The following is a 15,600-nucleotide window of genomic DNA, read 5'->3' as shown; positions in this document are numbered from 1 at the left end:
GATAGTGGACCCTGTTGCTATGTTGCGCCGCCGGTGGCGCGTTCGATGATGATTCGCGCGAGCACATCCGGAGCTTCCTCGGGGACCCAATGGCTCACTCCTTCGATGACTTCGAGTTTGAAAGGCGCGGCGACGTACTCAGCCGTAAGTTCAGCGCTCTTCCGTCCAATTGCGGGATCCCGGTCGGACCACACGTGCGTGGTGGGAACGTGAACACGTTTGGCGGAGCCGCCTTGGCCAGCGAAAACCATCGCCCGATACCAGTTGAGGCCACCCGTGAGTGCCCCGTCCTCGACGATTTCACTCCGGAAAGCTTCGATTTGAGTGGGCGTCATGCCGGACTTCTTCAGCGCTGACTCGATAGCTGTCGGAAACTGGTTGACGGTCAGTTCGGGCAGCCAGGGCGCCTGAAAAAGCAGCATGTGGTAGGAGCGCGCCAGTTGGTCGCTGCGCAGCATGGAGGCGGCGAAAGCGCCGGGATGGGGGACCGAGACGGTCGTCAGTGTGCGGACGCGCTCGGGATGGCGGGACGCCAGGGTCCATGCGACGATAGCGCCCCAGTCATGGCCTGCAACGTGGACGTTCTCCGCTCCGGTGGCGTCAATCAGTGCGCGAGCGTCGCCCACCAACTCGCTCATCCGGTATGCCATGCGGCCTTTGGGGCGGGCGCCAGGTGAGTAACCGCGCTGATCCAGCGCATAGGTGCGGTACCCGTGCTGGTTGAGGTGATCCATCACTGCTACCCAGCAAGAGGCGCGCTGCGGAAAGCCGTGGAGCAAGATGACCGGCTCACCGCCGAGCGGGCCACTGTCGAGGACATCAAATGTGAACCCCGCGTGTGAGAACTGGCGCATCCGCTCGGTCATGTGTCCGACTTTAGGTGGCCCAGCCCACTGGGGAGTGGGCTTAGGCCACCTAAGTGGTCTCAAATCAGTTCCCGTGCCTCCATCGCTCAGGCGTTGATTGCTTGCTTGGAGGGCTGGCTGCTGATTTCGATCTTTCGGGGCTTGGCCTTCTCGGCCACCGGAATGGTTACGCGCAGCACTCCGTTCTCGTAGTTCGCTTCGATGCTGTCGGTGGCGAGGTTCTCGCCAAGGAACAGCTGACGGCTGAACACTCCCCGCGGTCGCTCAGACACGATCATTTCCTGGCCCTCGCCACGTTCTTGGCGCTCGGCGTGAACGGTGAGGACGTTCCGTTCGACGTCGAGATTGAGTGAATCTGCTGTCACCCCGGGCAGATCGAATTCGACGATGAATTTGTCACCCTCGCGCCACGCGTCCATCGGCATGACGGCGGGGCGTGCGCTGGTTCCGAGGACCTGCTGCGTCAGGCGGTCAAGTTCACGGAACGGATCGGTACGCATGAGCATGTCTCCCACCTCCTCGTTGACTGATCTCTCGAGAACACTAGATAAAACCTGTTAGTGTCTCTTATAGTTTTTTTATCACTACGATGCGATGTGCACAAGAGGGAATTTTGCCGAGGAGGGAGGTGTGTCATGGCTGACGGTCGCCTCTCTGGCCCCTTGGATCCGGGGCGTGGTGTGTACGCAATCTCGGTCGCGGCAGAGCTGTCTGGAGTGGGTGTGCAAATGCTCAGGCACTACGAGCGGCTTGGGCTGCTCGCGCCTGAGCGTACGGCTGGTGGAACGCGGCGCTATAGCGAAGCGGACCTTGCTTTGCTCGCGCGCATCGGAGAACTGGTTGGCGATGGCGTCAACCTCGCCGGGGTTGCTCAGATCCTGGCACTCGAGGAGCGCAATCGGGAGCTCGAGGCGATGATCGCCCGGTTGCGCTCGCGGAAGGGCATGTAGTTGATGACGCCTGTGGGTGCCAACTGCACGTCCTTCCGGGAATCCTCTTCCTTCGTTCGAACACATGTTCTATAGTTGACGCATCGGGCGACTTCCCCGCCCGGCAATCGTCATAGAACACCGTGTCGAGGGGAAGTGTGTCTTGAGCTGGTTCAACGGACCGCCGACGTGGTCGGAGCTGGAACGTATTCTGTCCGGTCGCCCTGGTCAGCAGTTTCCTGGAGACGGAAATGACAGTCCCGCCTGGTCACGGAAACGATCCGCATATGAGCCACCGGAACTGGCGAGAACCGTATCTCGCGTTCCGTACGCGGAACTGCACGCCCACACGGCGTTCAGCTTTCTCGATGGTGCGTCCATGCCCGAGGAAATGGTCGAACAAGCAGCGCGTCTAGGGCTGAAAGCGATCGCCGTCACCGATCATGACGGACTGTACGGGGTGGTGCGCTTCGCGGAAGCCGCTCTGGAACTTGATATTGGCACAGTGTTCGGCGCGGAATTGGGGCTTGAGGCGGTAAACCCTCGTACCGGAGAACCAGACCCGGATGGCACACACCTGCTCGTGCTCGCGAAAGGGCAAGAAGGCTACCGTCGGCTTTCCCGGCAGATCGCCGAAGCTCACCTGGCAGGCGGTGAGAAAGGGAAGCTGCGCTACGACATCGATGCCCTCGCTAATGCAGCGGGAGAGCACTGGCAGGTGCTGACCGGATGCCGCAAAGGCTCTGTCCGCAAAGCACTTGCGCAAGGTGGTTCAGAGGCAGCGGAGCAAGCTCTTATCGGTCTCATCGAACGTTTTGGCAACGTCGCGGTAGAACTCACCAAAACTGGGCTGCCGGATGACGATGAACGCAACGACCTGCTCTACGAGCTTGCCCACAAGTATCGATTGCCAGCCGTGGCAACGACGGGAGCGCACTTCGCACGGCCTGACCGGGCTCGGCTCGCTGCCGCGATGTCTGCCGTGCGGGCGAGGCGCAGCCTTGACGACACAGCTGGCTGGCTCCCACCTGCCGCGCATGGTTTTCTCCGGTCCGGTGAGGAGATGGCACACCTCTTCAGTCGTTACCCGGGCGTGGTGCATACAGCAGCTGACATAGGTGAACGGTGCAGTTTCGACCTGCGACTCATAGCGCCGAAACTTCCGCCATTTGACGTTCCAGAAGGTCACACGGAGGACACCTGGCTGCGTGAGATCACCATGCGTGGCGCCTATGACAGGTATGGGCCACACCACCCGAAGGCGTATGCGCAGATCGAACACGAACTCCGCATCATTAAACAGCTGGGTTTCCCCGGTTACTTTCTCGTGGTTCATGACATTGTGTCGTTCTGCAAGCGCAACGACATCCTCTGCCAGGGCCGAGGGTCAGCGGCGAACTCAGCGGTCTGTTACGCCATAGGAATCACCAACGTCGACGCCGTGGCGAACGGCCTGCTTTTCGAACGCTTCCTCGCGCCGGAACGTGACGGTCCGCCGGATATCGATCTCGATATCGAATCGGATCGCCGGGAAGAGGCCATTCAGTACGTCTACCAGCGCTATGGCCGCACCCACGCCGCGCAAGTCGCCAACGTCATCACCTATCGTGGCCGCTCCGCGGTGCGCGACATGGCACGTGCGCTCGGTTTCTCGCAAGGACAGCAGGATGCGTGGAGCAAACGCATCGACCGGTGGAGCGGCGTGCGAAATGGTGATGACGATTGGGGCATACCTAAGCCGGTACTCGATCTGGCTGCCCAGATAGAGGGCTTCCCACGGCATCTCGGCATCCACTCGGGCGGCATGGTGATCTGCGACCGACCAGTCGCGGACGTCTGCCCAGTCGAATGGGCACGCATGGCAAACCGGAGCGTCCTGCAGTGGGATAAAGATGACTGTGCCGCAGTCGGACTCGTCAAGTTCGACCTGCTAGGTCTGGGCATGCTGTCAGCCCTGCACTACGCCATCGACCTCGTCGCTGAACACAAAGGTGTTGAGGTGGATCTCGCGAAAATCGATCTCACTGAACAAGCCGTTTACGAGATGCTGCAGCGCGCTGACTCTGTGGGAGTTTTTCAGGTCGAGTCGCGTGCACAGATGGCGACACTGCCAAGACTCAAGCCCCGCAACTTCTTTGATCTTGTCGTCGAGGTTGCGCTGATTCGTCCTGGACCGATCCAGGGCGGCTCGGTCCACCCCTACATCCGTCGCCGCAATGGCCTCGAACCCGTTATCTACGACCACCCCTCTTTGGAGAAAGCATTGAAGAAGACACTCGGAGTGCCACTGTTCCAGGAACAACTCATGCAGATCGCCGTCGACGTCGCAGGCTTCTCGGCGTCAGAGGCGGATCAATTGCGACGGGCGATGGGATCGAAACGTTCGCCAGAGAAGATGGAACGCCTCAAGGTGCGCTTCTACGAGGGTATGCGGCAGAAACACGGCATCACCGGCGCCGTCGCTGACCGTATCTACGAAAAACTCTACGCGTTCGCGAACTTTGGTTTCCCCGAAAGTCATTCGCAGAGCTTTGCGGCGCTGGTGTTCTACTCATCGTGGTTCAAACTGCACTATCCAGCAGCTTTCTGTGCCGCGCTGCTACGTGCCCAGCCGATGGGTTTCTACTCACCGCAATCACTCGTCGCGGATGCACGCCGACACGACGTCACCGTGCACGGACCGGATGTGAACGCGAGCCTTGCCCACGCCACTCTCGAAAATGACGGCACTGAAGTGCGTCTTGGCCTGGCATCTGTCCGCGGGATTGGACAGGCAAAAGCGGAAGAGATTGTGGCGGAACGAGAGAGCGGTGGTTCGTACACGGTGCTGCTCGATCTGGCCGGCCGGGTTGAACTCACAACCTCCCAGATTGAAGCCCTGGCTACTGGTGGCGCGCTGGGCTGTTTCGGAATCAGCAGACGGGAAGGTTTGTGGGCGGCGGGGGCGGCAGCGGAGGAACGGCCAGACCGCCTGCCGGGTATGGGACCCTCACTGGACGCGCCGACACTTCCGGGGATGAGTGATGCGGAACTCGCGGCCGCTGATGCGTGGGCAACTGGCATCACACCCGACAACTACCCCACAGAATTCGCGCGTCCGGAGTTGAAGAAACTGGGGGTGATTCCAGCCGACCAGCTGCTTCAAGCGCCAGATGGTTCTCGCGTGCTGGTAGGCGGGGCGGTGACGCACCGGCAGCGGCCCGCCACAGCGGCGGGGGTCACGTTCATCAACCTCGAGGACGAAACTGGCATGGTCAATGTGGTGTGCTCAGTGGGCCTGTGGCGAAGGTACCGGGTGCTTGCCCACACGGCGCCAGCATTGCTCATCAGAGGGAAGGTGCAGAACGCGGAAGGGGTCGTCACTGTCGTCGCAGACCGTCTGGAACGCCTGGATCTTCGAGTTGCAGCGAAGTCGCGGGACTTCCATTGAGCAAGCGAGACGATCACACCATGGTTAGCGTCGGGGTATGCGAATAGTGATGTCACGGGTGGCAGCATGGCTTGCAGGCCTTTTAGCCGTAACGCTGCTCGTGCAGCCCCAGTGGCAATACGACGGCACCGTCGTGGACAGCGGGACACTCATGTCACCAGACTCCGCGCCCGGTGCAGGTGTGGCAGTTCTCGTCACGGGCGTCACCGTCGCGCAGCTACTGGCGGGGCGAAACATCTGGGCAAGTGCAGCGGCCCTCGCTGGCTCGGGTGGCTCGCTGATCGTGATCCAGGCCCTGCTCAGCGGCAGCGCCCGAATAGTATTCGGTGGCATCGCAGTAGGTGTTTTTCTCGCGGCAGTCTTCTCGGTTCGCCCCGCAGACCCAGTGCACCGAACTGCGGTGCTTGCGGGAATCGTCACTGGCTTTGTCGCGATGGTGATTGCGCGCGTTGATACGAATCGGCCGCGCCGGTACGCGGACTACCTCGGTGCGACTGACACGACGAACTGGGTCGTGCTCGGTATCGCTGGAGTCATCATCGCGACGCTGCTTGTTGCTGCGCTGGTCAAACCGGCACCGACGGTGAGCGACGGAGATCGGCGCATCGTGGCAGGCGCTGCCCTCCTCGCGCTCACAGGTGTGATCTTCAGACAGGTGGCGCCGTTCCACTCAGATTGGGTACCGATCGCAGGGATGGTCCTCGCGGTCCTGCTGACGTGTGCGATCGCGCTGTGGCTGGGCAGCGGTGCAGGCAGGTTCCTCATCGTCTCGATGGTCGTCGCCGGAACAGCGCTGCCGCTGATCAGTGCTGGCTGGATGCTCAATGTGACCAGTGCTGGGCTCCTTGCCGTTTGCGTGCTCGCCGGAGTGCTTCTGGCGCACTGGTACGGAAATATCTTCGCCGGAGTCGGCGCGCTCGTCCTCGTATCGATTGGCACTGCTGTCGCAGGAGTGGAGGACACCTACTGGGTTGTGTTCCTGTTCGCATTCGCCGCGTCAGCTGGTTACGCGGTCGCGTCGGCGATTCCCACGCGGCCGCTACCCACCGTCCTGGGGGCCGCGGCATTGTTTGCGGGACCAGTCGCAGCGGTGTTCACTCAGTTTCCACCGAGAAGCTTCGGCTGGACGGCCTATGGTGGAATCGGTGAGGTCCAGACCTCCCTGCACGTCATGCTCGAGGGCGCTGGCCAGTTCCTGCTGTTCGCTTCACCACTGGTTGCGGGGTTTTTCGGTGCACTCGTTTTACAGATTTTCACGCGCCGCGCAACAAAGAGCTAGGGCGAGGTCAACCGCTCGATGCAAGGCCAAGCTGTTTTAGGTGGCGGCTTCGAGGTCCTGGGCGGTCCACCTGGATGGATCGGTGCCCTTCGGGAAGTACCGGCGCAGCATGGTCCACTCCACAAGGCCGTTCGTGTTCGCGCGCGTCAGCGTGGCCCTTGTCGACCGGATCGCGGCGAGCAGTTGTCGCCGACGCTATTCCTCTAACTCCTGCTGGAAAGCGGCCGCCACACCCGCGACGTCTTCGTTGACCTGGAAAATCCCATCAACACTCGGGAAGAGCGCATTGGAGACCGCGACGACGAAAAGAACGTTCTTGCCGTTACCGATGTCGAGGTATCCTGCTAGCCCCTGGACTGAAAAGAAGAGCTGTTCAGTCGCGGGGACGCCCTCAGCCTTGGTGCCGGTCTTACCTCGCACCTTTCCTCTGGCAGGGCTGTCCTGTCCGGTTATCCCAAGAGATCCGCGCTCACCCAAATTTGGAAGGCCTTCGGCGAACGTATCGCCCCACTGCTGATCTTGAATGTAGTCGAGCAGCTGGACAACTGCCTCGGGCGTAGCAGATGCGGGATCGCCTCCTTGGCCATCGACGAGGACTACGTGCGACGGATCGATCCCCGCCGACTCGGCGAGCTCTCTGATCGCTGGCAAGCCGTCATCGCAGTCGGTCGATCCTGCCTCAGTGGCGAGGAGGCAGAGAAACGCGTTGGCGCCGGTGTTGTAGCTGGTGGCCAGAATCATTCCGCCCATCTGCCCTAGCGGTGCCGATTCGATCGACGCGACCTCTCGATCGTCGGAGTAGGTGGAGGCATCGGGCAACGCAGTGGCATCGTTCGCTGCCAGCGCATCAGTGCTCACCGAAATGCCCGCTCTTTCGAGCGCCTCAATGAATAGGGTTCGTGCCCAGGATTCGGCGTCAGGAATCCGGTACACAGTCAGCGCAGGGTCTCCAGGTGGTATAGATCCGCTGACCTGCAACACGCGCGAGTTTTCCGGGTCAACAGATACTTCCAGGTTGGCACTGGCTCCTTCTTCAGCGGTCTCAACCGAATTTTCGAGGGTGAAGGCCCCGGTTTCGGGGACCATGCGCAGGCTGGCTGGCTCGCCTGATGCTCCTGGATTTACTTCGATGTCAAGCAGATTGTCGTTGACGAAAATCGGCGGCACGGGTCCTTCTTGGGCCTCGAGTACCTCCCACAGCCGGGCGTCGATGAGCACGTCGCCATCGACCTCGGTGATGCCGGAGTCCGCGATCTGCTGGGCCAGGGCATCTAGTCCGGCGAGTGGATCGTCCTCCGGCAACACTGCGCCTGGGATGACGTCGGCGTACACGTGGTCGACCGCTCCTTCAGTGAATCTGAACTGCCCCTCGAGCGCTCCGCGTCCTCCCAGGGCGAGATCTCCCGACGCGACCAGAATCAGATCACCGGTGAGTGTTCCGTCGTCGGGCTCGACAGTGCTGTAGACCGGTGTTGTGAGGGTAGTGGACGAACCCAGATCATCGAATACCGTCGAGACGGTGAATTCTTTCGAGATCGATGCGAGGAAGAAAAACTCGTCAGCGAGGTTGCTGTAGATGACTCGCCCGTCATCTGGATCTAGCACGAGGTATGACCACCGCCCCGCAGCATAAGGATCGCTGGACATGATTTCGACAGCGTCGGATGGAAGGTCGGATGACGCGGGCGGCGACTCGTCGTCGGTGGTCGTGCACGACGTGGCAACGAGAGCAGAAATCAGCGCGATAAAGCCTAGCCGGTTACGAAGGCACATACGTCATCTTCGCACCGAGAGGGCTGATCACGTGCGGCTTTAACCCATCTCGGGGAAGGGCAGGTCAGTTACTTACTTGATCCAACCGTCCGCAAGCCAGCTATCGCTGACTCCGGACCAGTTACATCAGGAGAGGGGCGGCGGCACAAAGGGCACCACTCCACCGCATGGCAGCATCAGTAGCGGCCCGAACTCGCAGAGTGCCCAGGCGATGAACTGACCGAGCTGGAATGCCTGTTCGGCTGTATACGGAAAAAACATCGCCGTACTCCCATTCCCGTCAAACGGTGCCACGCCGGACCGCAGCGGCCGGATTGCCCGATACTAGCGCTCGGAGCAGGACGAAGGGTACGAATTGGTGAGGTCGGGCATCAACGGCCTGAATGTGAAATTTGCGTCATGGTGTGGGAATCTCGAATGACGTTGCACTACCGGTCGTGAAGCACTGGGTTCCTGCCGCCGATGAGGAGAACGATATGAATCGCACCGAGACCCTGGATCCGCGACCAGTCTCATTCACTGGGCATGGCGGACTCAGACTCGCCGGGGACGAGTGGGGTGATAAAGGGCGCCCACTCGTTTTGCTCCTGCACGGTGGTGGACAGACGCGGCACTCGTGGAAGGGCACCGGTGAGCGGCTAGCCGCACGCAACCTCCGGGTGATCGCTCTTGACGCGCGTGGCCACGGTGACAGTGAGTGGGCGACCGGCAGCGCTTTGTACAGTCTGGAACTGTTCGCTGCGGACGTCGTATCGGTCATCCGTCAGCTCGACGAGCCGGTGGTGATTGTCGGCGCGAGTCTAGGTGGGCTGACGGGGATACTCGTCGCGGACGAGGTGGGCAACGACCTGGTCCGCAAACTGGTACTGGTCGATATTGTGCCGCGAATGGAGCGTAAAGGCGGCCTCCGCGTGCGCGACTTCATGCTCCGCCACCTCGACGGGTTCGCGAGGCTCGAGGATGCTGCTGACGCGATCGCGGACTACATGCCGCACCGGACACGCCCGTCAAACCTTGACGGGCTCCAGCGCAATCTGCGCCAGCGTGACAATGGGCGCTGGTATTGGCACTGGGATCCGCGCTTTGTTCAGGAGCCGATGGACGACCCCGCTGAGCAGGCAAACGACATTGAACTGAAGGCAGCGAACCTTCGCATTCCGCTGCTCCTGATTCGCGGTGCGATCTCGGACGTGGTGAGCCGCCACAGCGCACGCCGGTTCCTGGAGGCCGTACCGAGCGCCCAGTACATCGAACTCGACGGTGCTGCTCACACGGCCCCAGGAGACGACAACGATTCCTTTACGTCCGTCGTGGTTGAGTTCGTCTAACGCCCTCTCGCGCCATTTGTTCGGCTCCTGGTACGAAACGCCCCTTAGACTCTCAAGTACTAGATTGTCCGGACCAAATGGTGGAACAGATGAACGATGGCATGCCACCTGGCGGCGGTCAGGCCATGCTGCATCGTCTCCTGGGTGCGTCGCAGGGCATGACGCTGGCAGAGCTGTCCGACGCTGCGGGCGTCACCGCGGAGCAAGCTTTGCGGCTCTGGCGCGCACTCGGATTCGCCGAGCCCGCAGCTGACGAACAAGTCTTCACCTCCGCAGATGTTCAAGCCCTGGCGATCCTTGCGCGCCTCGAGGCGGGTGCGAAGCCGGGCGAAGACCTCAGTTCCAGTTTGCTTCGTGCCCTCGGTCACCACATGTCGCGCCTGGCGAGCTGGCAGGTGATCGCCATGGAGGATCGCGCGGCACGGCGAAATGAGGCCGGCGCCGCTGAAAGCGTGCGAACCGCGATGGATTTCATCGCTGACCACATCAACGACCTCGACAGCATCGTGTTGTACGCGTGGCGCCGCCAACTGTCAGCGATCGCGGCGTGGCGACTCGGCCGCATGTCGGAGGATGCGCAAAAGCTGCCTCTGACCGTCGGGTTCGCGGACATGGTTTCGTTTACGTCGCTCGTAAGAACGCTGAGTGCCGACGAACTCGCGCGGCTCGTCACAAGGTTTGAACTTGTCGCTATGGATATCGTCCTGCGCAACCGGGGCCGCGTTATCAAGATGATTGGCGACGCCATCCTCTTCGCAGCGGACAGTCCAGGGCAGGGTGCTGACATCGCGACCCAATTGAGCGCCGCGATCTCAGGCCAGAATGATCTTCCCGACGTGCGGGTAGGGATGGCAACGGGTGAAGTCGTGTCCAGGCTTGGTGACATTTTCGGTCAGCCAGTCAACGTGGCAAGCAGGCTGACCGAGCAGGCAGACCCCGGTACGGTGCTTGTTGACGAGGCCACGGCTGCGGCTGTCGAGCAGACTGACATGTATACCGCTAAGACTTGTGCTCGGCGCAATATCAGGGGCGTCGGCGTCGTCACACCGAGCGTTCTCGCACGTACTGTGCCCGGAGGGTGTGAATAACTGATGAGTGCGAAGGCGGGAGCAGCGCGGCCGCTTTACGGATGTATGGGTCTCGGTGGGGACTGGAACGCGGAAGACTACGGATCAGCTGAGGTTACGCACGCTGAAGCGGCGGTAGAAGCAGCGCTCGAGATTGGCATCACCACCTTCGACCATGCGGACATCTACCGCAGAGGCAAATCAGAGGCGGTGTTCGGTGAGTTGCTGGGACGGAACCCGTCGCTGCGTGGGCAGATCGAGATTCAGACCAAATGTGGGATCCGCCTCGCGGACGCGCACCGGGCGGGCATGTATGACCTGCGGGGGAACCATATCCGCACGAGCGTCGAGGAAAGCCTGACGAGGCTCCGCACCGACGTGATCGATACCCTCCTCCTGCATCGCCCCGACCCGCTCGCCGATCCCAGCGAGATCGCCGAAACACTCACGTCGCTGCATAGTCAGGGAATGGTGCGACAGTTCGGCGTATCGAACATGGACGCTCCACAAATCGCCCTGTTGCAGTCGCACCTGGAGTTACCGCTCGTTGTGAACCAGCTGGAAATGAGCCTGCACCGCCGCGACTGGCTCGAACTAGGGGTGCTCGTCAATACCACCCACGCGACGGAAGTGGGTTTTCCGAATGGCACCCTCGAACATTGCAGGATGCACGGAATCCGGTTGCAGGCCTGGGCCTCGCTCGCCCAGGGAAAGTACAGCGGGCTTCAGAGCACGACGGCCGAGCATGAAACCGCTCAACTGGTGGAGAAGCTAGCTGAGTCGAAGGGTACGACTCCTGAAACAATCTTGCTGTGGTGGCTGCAGCGGCACCCTGCACGCATCGAGCCGGTTATTGGCAGCGCGCGTCCGGACCGGATACGCAGTTGCCGGGACGCGGTTGAGCGCGCGCCGGAGTTGAGCCACGAGGAATGGTACGAGCTGTGGATCACCGCGCGCGGCGCGCCGTTGCCGTGACGACCAGCCAGGACGGATGAGTGGTATGGAGACAGTCGGTGCTCCTGAGTGGTTCCGGCGCGCGATGGAAACGCCGGTAGATGTAGGGCAGGTCCGAGTCGACGGCATCGACATCAATTTTCGTGCGTGGGGCCCAGCCAGCGCGCCAGGCGTTCTCCTCATCCATGGGGTGGCTGCGAACGCGAACTGGTGGGATCACATCGGTCCGCTGCTGTGCGAATCGCGCCGCGTCATCGCGCTAAGTCTGAGCGGCCACGGCGATAGCGGGCATCGCCGCTCGTACAGCTACGAGATGTGGGCCGACGAGGTGCGCACCGTTCTGCGCGAGTTCGCAGCACCCCGTCCCGTGATCATTGCTCACAGCATGGGCGGCCGAGTTGCCTACCAGGTCGCCGCGCACACCGACTCTCTCGGCGGTGTCGCCTTCCTTGATTCCGGTTTTGCGAAACCTCCCTCGGCAGGCAGCAGATCAGGGTTCGCCGAAATCGCGGCAACCAACAACCGTATCTATCGTGACCAGCAGTCGGCGGTTGCGGCGTTCCAGCCGATAGGCACCTTCGACCGGATCGCGCCTTACATGGCCCGGCACGTGGGGCTCCGTTCCGTTCGTCGCGTGGAGCGAGGCTGGACGTGGAAGTTCGATCCGTCGATCTTCTCAGCGCTCGCGCGGCCGCACGATGCCAGCAAACCCCTCTCTTGCCCAGCTGCTCTTATTCGTGCAGGGCGCAACTCTGTGCTCAGCGACGAAGTGTTTCGTGCCACGCAAGAACTGCTTGGGCCGGATGCCGTCTACCAGGTGTTGGCTTCCAGCGGTCACCACGTAATGTTCGACGCGCCGCGTGAACTCGCAGAGCAATTGCAAGCGCTACTGCACACGTGGTCGTAGTCCGCAGACAGGAAGGTCAGTGATGTCGCAGCAGCCGGTCCTCTCGTCCAAGGCAGATCACATCGCCACATGGACGCTGAACCTGCCGGAGCAGCGTAATCCCATCTCGGATCAGACGGTGGTGGACCGCCTGACTGAACTGGTCGCTGAGGTCAACGCCGACATGGACACTCGGGTCGTCATCTTAACTGGGGCGGGGAAGGGCTTCTCGTCCGGCGGGAACATTAAACACATGGTTGAACGCGAAGGGATTTTCGGTGGCACGCCAATCCAGCAGAGAAATGGCTACCGATCGGGAATCCAGCGAATCCCCCTTGCGGTCTACCACTGTGAGGTCCCCATCATCGCGGCCGTCAACGGCGCCGCTATCGGCGCTGGGTGTGACCTCGCACTGATGTGTGACATGCGCATCGCAGCCGATACCGCGGTCTTCGCGGAAAGTTTCGTCAAACTCGGAATCATCCCGGGAGACGGCGGGGCGTGGCTATTGCCGCGGGCAGTCGGCAACGCGCGTGCGGCTGAGATGGCATTCACCGGCGACGCGGTCGATGCGCACACAGCACTCGAATGGGGCCTCGTCTCCAAGGTCGTCACACCAGACGAACTGATGGCCGAAGCGCGTGAACTTGCCGGACGCGTGGCGAAGAACCCACCGCAGGCACTGAGAATGACGAAAAAGCTGTTGCGTGAGGGCCAAAAGATGAGCCTAGAAAGCCTCCTGGAGCTTTCGGCCGCTATGCAGCCGCTCGCACATCATTCCAACGACCACCGGGAAGCGCTGGCCGCGTTCATGGAGAAGCGGCCGGGCCGCTTCACAGGCGACTGACCTGCGACCCGGGCCGTGACTATCGGGGGGCGATCAGCCCGTCTGTGCGCAAGTTTTGTCCTGGAGGATGCGAGCGGCGCACGAGAAGTGAATAGCTACCCGCCCACCTGCGAGCGACAACCCGCGTCTGGTCGGCCGGTTGTCGCGCAGAGGTGGGCGGTCGGCATGGCGTGCTGCCGCTAGAGGTTAACGCTCACGCGCTTTCTGACAGCTGGCTGATCGCCTCCGCTACGGGAACGTCTGGGGCGATTGTTACGCCGACGCCCTCCATGTTGATCGCGATGAGTTGCCAAATCCACTGGGCAAGGAGGGTTTCGAGACGCTCGGCGGTCATCCCTTTGCCCTTCTGGCGGCGCCAGCGGTTCACTGTCGAGTCGACCAGGCCGACAAGTGCGAATGCCAGCGGTTCCGCGACGTCGGTCTCGCGGTCTGCGATCGCCAGGGCCATGGTGAACATCTGGCTGACCTGCAGCGCCATCGCGGTCTTTGCGCCAGTGGCGACGTCCGGGCCGCGTGAACCGTCCCGCGAGGATCGTCGCCCCACGAATTGGTGCAGGTTGGGGTGCCGCTTCGTCCACTCGATGTACGTGTGGATTGCACGCTGAATGAGTAACTCGGCGGTGTCGTCGAGCGTGAAGGTCGGCATGAGGCCCGCTACAACCTCGTCAGCGATGTGGGTTCTGATCTGAAAATCGAGGTCGGCGCGGTCGCGGAAGAAACGGTAGATGACCGCGCGGGTGACGCCGGAGCGTTTCGCGATCTCGCCCACCCCGACGTCGGGCCCCAGTTCCTCGACTGCGGCGACAGCGCCTTCCAGGATGCGGAGGCGGCGCCGTTCCTTGTGTGCTTCCCACCGCACCGCACGCCGGTCCTCGGATGCGGAATCTTTTGCTGGTTTCTGCGACACGTTCAAAGAATATCCGCCAACCTACTTGTGTGAGACAGTTTGAATCACCTACATTACTGATACACCGCGTCCCACACAGATGGGCGCCGATGATCAGGGAGTTCGTGCAATGTCGCAGAACAGGGTTTTCGTCATCGGAGTAGGGATGACGAAATTTGAGAAGCCGGGCGCCGTGGAGTGGGACTACCCAGACATGGCGCGCACCGCGGGGATCAAAGCACTCGATGACGCCGGGATCGCATACAACGAGGTTGAACAGGCCTACGCCGGATATGTCTACGGGGAGTCGACATCGGGGCAGCGGGCGATCTACGAACTCGGAATGACGGGCATTCCGATCGTGAACGTCAACAACAACTGCTCCACCGGCTCAGCTGCCCTATTCCTCGCCGCGCAGGCCATAAGGGGTGGTCTCGCGGACTGCACGCTCGCGCTCGGATTCGAAAAGATGCAGCCAGGTTCACTGGGCTCGACGTATGACGACCGCGAGCAGCCGATGATGCGTCACCTGCTTGCGCTCGCGGAACTGCAGGAGTTCGCGCTGCCGCCCGCGCCCTACATGTTCGGAGCGGCGGGCCGCGAGCACATGGAGAAGTACGGCACAACAGCCGAGCAATTCGCCAAGATCGGTGTGAAGAACCACCGGCACTCTCAGAACAACCCCTATGCGCAATTCCAGGATGAGTACACCCTAGAAGAGGTGCTGAACTCGAAGGAGATCTACTCTCCGCTGACGAAACTGCAATGTTCACCGACGTCGGACGGCGCGGGCGCAGCGATCCTCGCCAGCGAAAAGTTCGTTGACGACCATGGTCTCGGCAGGTACGCGGTAGAAATCGTCGGCCAGGCTATGGTCACCGACCTGAGTTCCACGTTCGATGCACAAAGCGCCCTCACCCTCGTCGGCGCGGACATGACCCGGACAGCGGCGCGGAAAGTCTATGAGCAGGCAGGAATCGGACCCGACGAAGTAGACGTCATCGAACTGCACGACTGCTTCTCGAGCAACGAGCTGATCACCTATGAAGCGCTGGGACTGTGCGCGGAAGGTGAAGGCGGAAAGCTCGTCGACAACGACGACACAACGTACGGCGGACGCTGGGTCGTGAACCCCTCCGGGGGGCTTATCTCCAAGGGCCACCCACTGGGTGCGACTGGACTCGCGCAGTGCGCAGAACTCACCTGGCAGCTTCGCGGCAAAGCTGACAAGAGACAGGTCGCCGACGCGAAGATCGCGCTTCAGCACAACATCGGGCTCGGCGGCGCGGTTGTCGTCACCGCTTACCGGCCTGCCGAACGCTAAATAACCCACCCTCAAACACACATCAGGAGAC

Annotated in this window: 14 protein-coding genes; 9 read left to right on the top strand and 5 right to left on the bottom strand. The window is 61.6% G+C overall.

The genetic code is table 11. The features are described 5' to 3' along the window. Positions 1-17 precede the first annotated feature (17 nt). Positions 18-866, bottom strand: a complete 849-nt coding sequence (locus AS9A_RS19190; RefSeq protein ID WP_013808797.1) for an alpha/beta fold hydrolase — start codon at positions 864-866, stop codon at positions 18-20. Positions 867-952: 86 nt separating this feature from the next. Next, positions 953-1,372, bottom strand: coding sequence for an Hsp20/alpha crystallin family protein (locus AS9A_RS19185; protein ID WP_013808796.1), 420 nt, complete (start codon positions 1,370-1,372; stop codon positions 953-955). A gap of 129 nt (positions 1,373-1,501) precedes the next feature. Here AS9A_RS19185 and AS9A_RS19180 point away from each other — a divergent pair, with 129 nt between their 5' ends. From AS9A_RS19180 to AS9A_RS19170, 3 genes are all read left to right on the top strand, one after another. After that, on the top strand, positions 1,502-1,816 hold the full coding sequence (locus AS9A_RS19180) for a MerR family transcriptional regulator (RefSeq protein ID WP_013808795.1): 315 nt from the start codon (positions 1,502-1,504) through the stop codon (positions 1,814-1,816). Positions 1,817-1,958: 142 nt separating this feature from the next. Further along, the gene (locus AS9A_RS19175; RefSeq protein WP_013808794.1) at positions 1,959-5,225 is read left to right on the top strand and encodes an error-prone DNA polymerase; all 3,267 of its coding nucleotides are present in this window, start codon (positions 1,959-1,961) and stop codon (positions 5,223-5,225) included. A 37-nt stretch (positions 5,226-5,262) separates the two neighbouring features. After that, positions 5,263-6,504 carry a hypothetical protein gene (locus tag AS9A_RS19170; RefSeq protein WP_013808793.1) on the top strand — a complete coding sequence of 414 codons (1,242 nt, stop codon included), beginning with the start codon at positions 5,263-5,265 and terminating at the stop codon, positions 6,502-6,504. A 195-nt stretch (positions 6,505-6,699) separates the two neighbouring features. On the opposite strand, the gene dacB is transcribed toward AS9A_RS19170, so the two are convergent. Both dacB and AS9A_RS24820 read right to left on the bottom strand, forming a co-directional pair. Then, positions 6,700-8,277 (bottom strand): D-alanyl-D-alanine carboxypeptidase/D-alanyl-D-alanine endopeptidase, encoded by a 1,578-nt coding sequence (gene dacB, locus AS9A_RS19165; RefSeq protein ID WP_013808792.1) that lies wholly within the window; start codon positions 8,275-8,277, stop codon positions 6,700-6,702. Between the two features lie 126 nt (positions 8,278-8,403). Further along, positions 8,404-8,538: a hypothetical protein gene (locus tag AS9A_RS24820; protein ID WP_013808791.1), complete on the bottom strand. Its 135-nt coding sequence runs from the start codon at positions 8,536-8,538 to the stop codon at positions 8,404-8,406. A gap of 215 nt (positions 8,539-8,753) precedes the next feature. On the opposite strand from AS9A_RS24820, the gene AS9A_RS19160 reads away from it, so the two are divergent. The 5 genes from AS9A_RS19160 to AS9A_RS19140 all read left to right on the top strand — a co-directional run bounded on the left by AS9A_RS19160 (position 8,754) and on the right by AS9A_RS19140 (position 13,359). Further along, positions 8,754-9,605 carry an alpha/beta fold hydrolase gene (locus AS9A_RS19160; RefSeq protein ID WP_041452246.1) on the top strand — a complete coding sequence of 284 codons (852 nt, stop codon included), beginning with the start codon at positions 8,754-8,756 and terminating at the stop codon, positions 9,603-9,605. Positions 9,606-9,694: 89 nt separating this feature from the next. Next, positions 9,695-10,693, top strand: a complete 999-nt coding sequence (locus AS9A_RS19155) for an adenylate/guanylate cyclase domain-containing protein (protein WP_049793793.1) — start codon at positions 9,695-9,697, stop codon at positions 10,691-10,693. Between the two features lie 3 nt (positions 10,694-10,696). Then, on the top strand, positions 10,697-11,647 hold the full coding sequence (locus AS9A_RS19150; protein WP_013808788.1) for an aldo/keto reductase: 951 nt from the start codon (positions 10,697-10,699) through the stop codon (positions 11,645-11,647). Positions 11,648-11,672: 25 nt separating this feature from the next. Then, positions 11,673-12,533 (top strand): alpha/beta fold hydrolase, encoded by an 861-nt coding sequence (locus AS9A_RS19145; protein ID WP_013808787.1) that lies wholly within the window; start codon positions 11,673-11,675, stop codon positions 12,531-12,533. Positions 12,534-12,555: 22 nt separating this feature from the next. Then, positions 12,556-13,359 carry a crotonase/enoyl-CoA hydratase family protein gene (locus AS9A_RS19140; protein ID WP_041451221.1) on the top strand — a complete coding sequence of 268 codons (804 nt, stop codon included), beginning with the start codon at positions 12,556-12,558 and terminating at the stop codon, positions 13,357-13,359. A gap of 193 nt (positions 13,360-13,552) precedes the next feature. Here the strand turns inward: AS9A_RS19140 and AS9A_RS19135 are convergent, their stop codons facing one another. Next, positions 13,553-14,266 carry a TetR/AcrR family transcriptional regulator gene (locus tag AS9A_RS19135; RefSeq protein ID WP_013808785.1) on the bottom strand — a complete coding sequence of 238 codons (714 nt, stop codon included), beginning with the start codon at positions 14,264-14,266 and terminating at the stop codon, positions 13,553-13,555. A 109-nt stretch (positions 14,267-14,375) separates the two neighbouring features. Here AS9A_RS19135 and AS9A_RS19130 point away from each other — a divergent pair, with 109 nt between their 5' ends. Beyond that, positions 14,376-15,569 (top strand): lipid-transfer protein, encoded by a 1,194-nt coding sequence (locus tag AS9A_RS19130; protein ID WP_013808784.1) that lies wholly within the window; start codon positions 14,376-14,378, stop codon positions 15,567-15,569. Positions 15,570-15,600 lie beyond the last annotated feature (31 nt).

Source organism: Hoyosella subflava DQS3-9A1, from assembly GCF_000214175.1.
Taxonomy (GTDB): Bacteria; Actinomycetota; Actinomycetes; order Mycobacteriales; family Mycobacteriaceae; genus Hoyosella; species Hoyosella subflava.
Note: the sequence above shows the minus strand (reverse complement) of the source record. Positions and strands in the feature narration are given on the sequence as shown.

Excerpts from the sequence above, each read along its gene's own strand:
- AS9A_RS24820 (WP_013808791.1), bottom strand. The coding sequence starts at position 8,538 with ATGTTTTTTCCGTATACAGCCGAACAGGCATTCCAGCTCGGTCAGTTC.
- AS9A_RS19140 (WP_041451221.1), top strand. The coding sequence starts at position 12,556 with ATGTCGCAGCAGCCGGTCCTCTCGTCCAAGGCAGATCACATCGCCACA.
- AS9A_RS19155 (WP_049793793.1), top strand. The coding sequence starts at position 9,695 with ATGAACGATGGCATGCCACCTGGCGGCGGTCAGGCCATGCTGCATCGT.
- dacB (WP_013808792.1), bottom strand. The coding sequence starts at position 8,277 with ATGTGCCTTCGTAACCGGCTAGGCTTTATCGCGCTGATTTCTGCTCTC.
- AS9A_RS19145 (WP_013808787.1), top strand. The coding sequence starts at position 11,673 with ATGGAGACAGTCGGTGCTCCTGAGTGGTTCCGGCGCGCGATGGAAACG.
- AS9A_RS19160 (WP_041452246.1), top strand. The coding sequence starts at position 8,754 with ATGAATCGCACCGAGACCCTGGATCCGCGACCAGTCTCATTCACTGGG.
- AS9A_RS19130 (WP_013808784.1), top strand. The coding sequence starts at position 14,376 with ATGTCGCAGAACAGGGTTTTCGTCATCGGAGTAGGGATGACGAAATTT.
- AS9A_RS19190 (WP_013808797.1), bottom strand. The coding sequence starts at position 866 with ATGACCGAGCGGATGCGCCAGTTCTCACACGCGGGGTTCACATTTGAT.
- AS9A_RS19185 (WP_013808796.1), bottom strand. The coding sequence starts at position 1,372 with ATGCTCATGCGTACCGATCCGTTCCGTGAACTTGACCGCCTGACGCAG.
- AS9A_RS19150 (WP_013808788.1), top strand. The coding sequence starts at position 10,697 with ATGAGTGCGAAGGCGGGAGCAGCGCGGCCGCTTTACGGATGTATGGGT.
- AS9A_RS19180 (WP_013808795.1), top strand. The coding sequence starts at position 1,502 with ATGGCTGACGGTCGCCTCTCTGGCCCCTTGGATCCGGGGCGTGGTGTG.
- AS9A_RS19170 (WP_013808793.1), top strand. The coding sequence starts at position 5,263 with ATGCGAATAGTGATGTCACGGGTGGCAGCATGGCTTGCAGGCCTTTTA.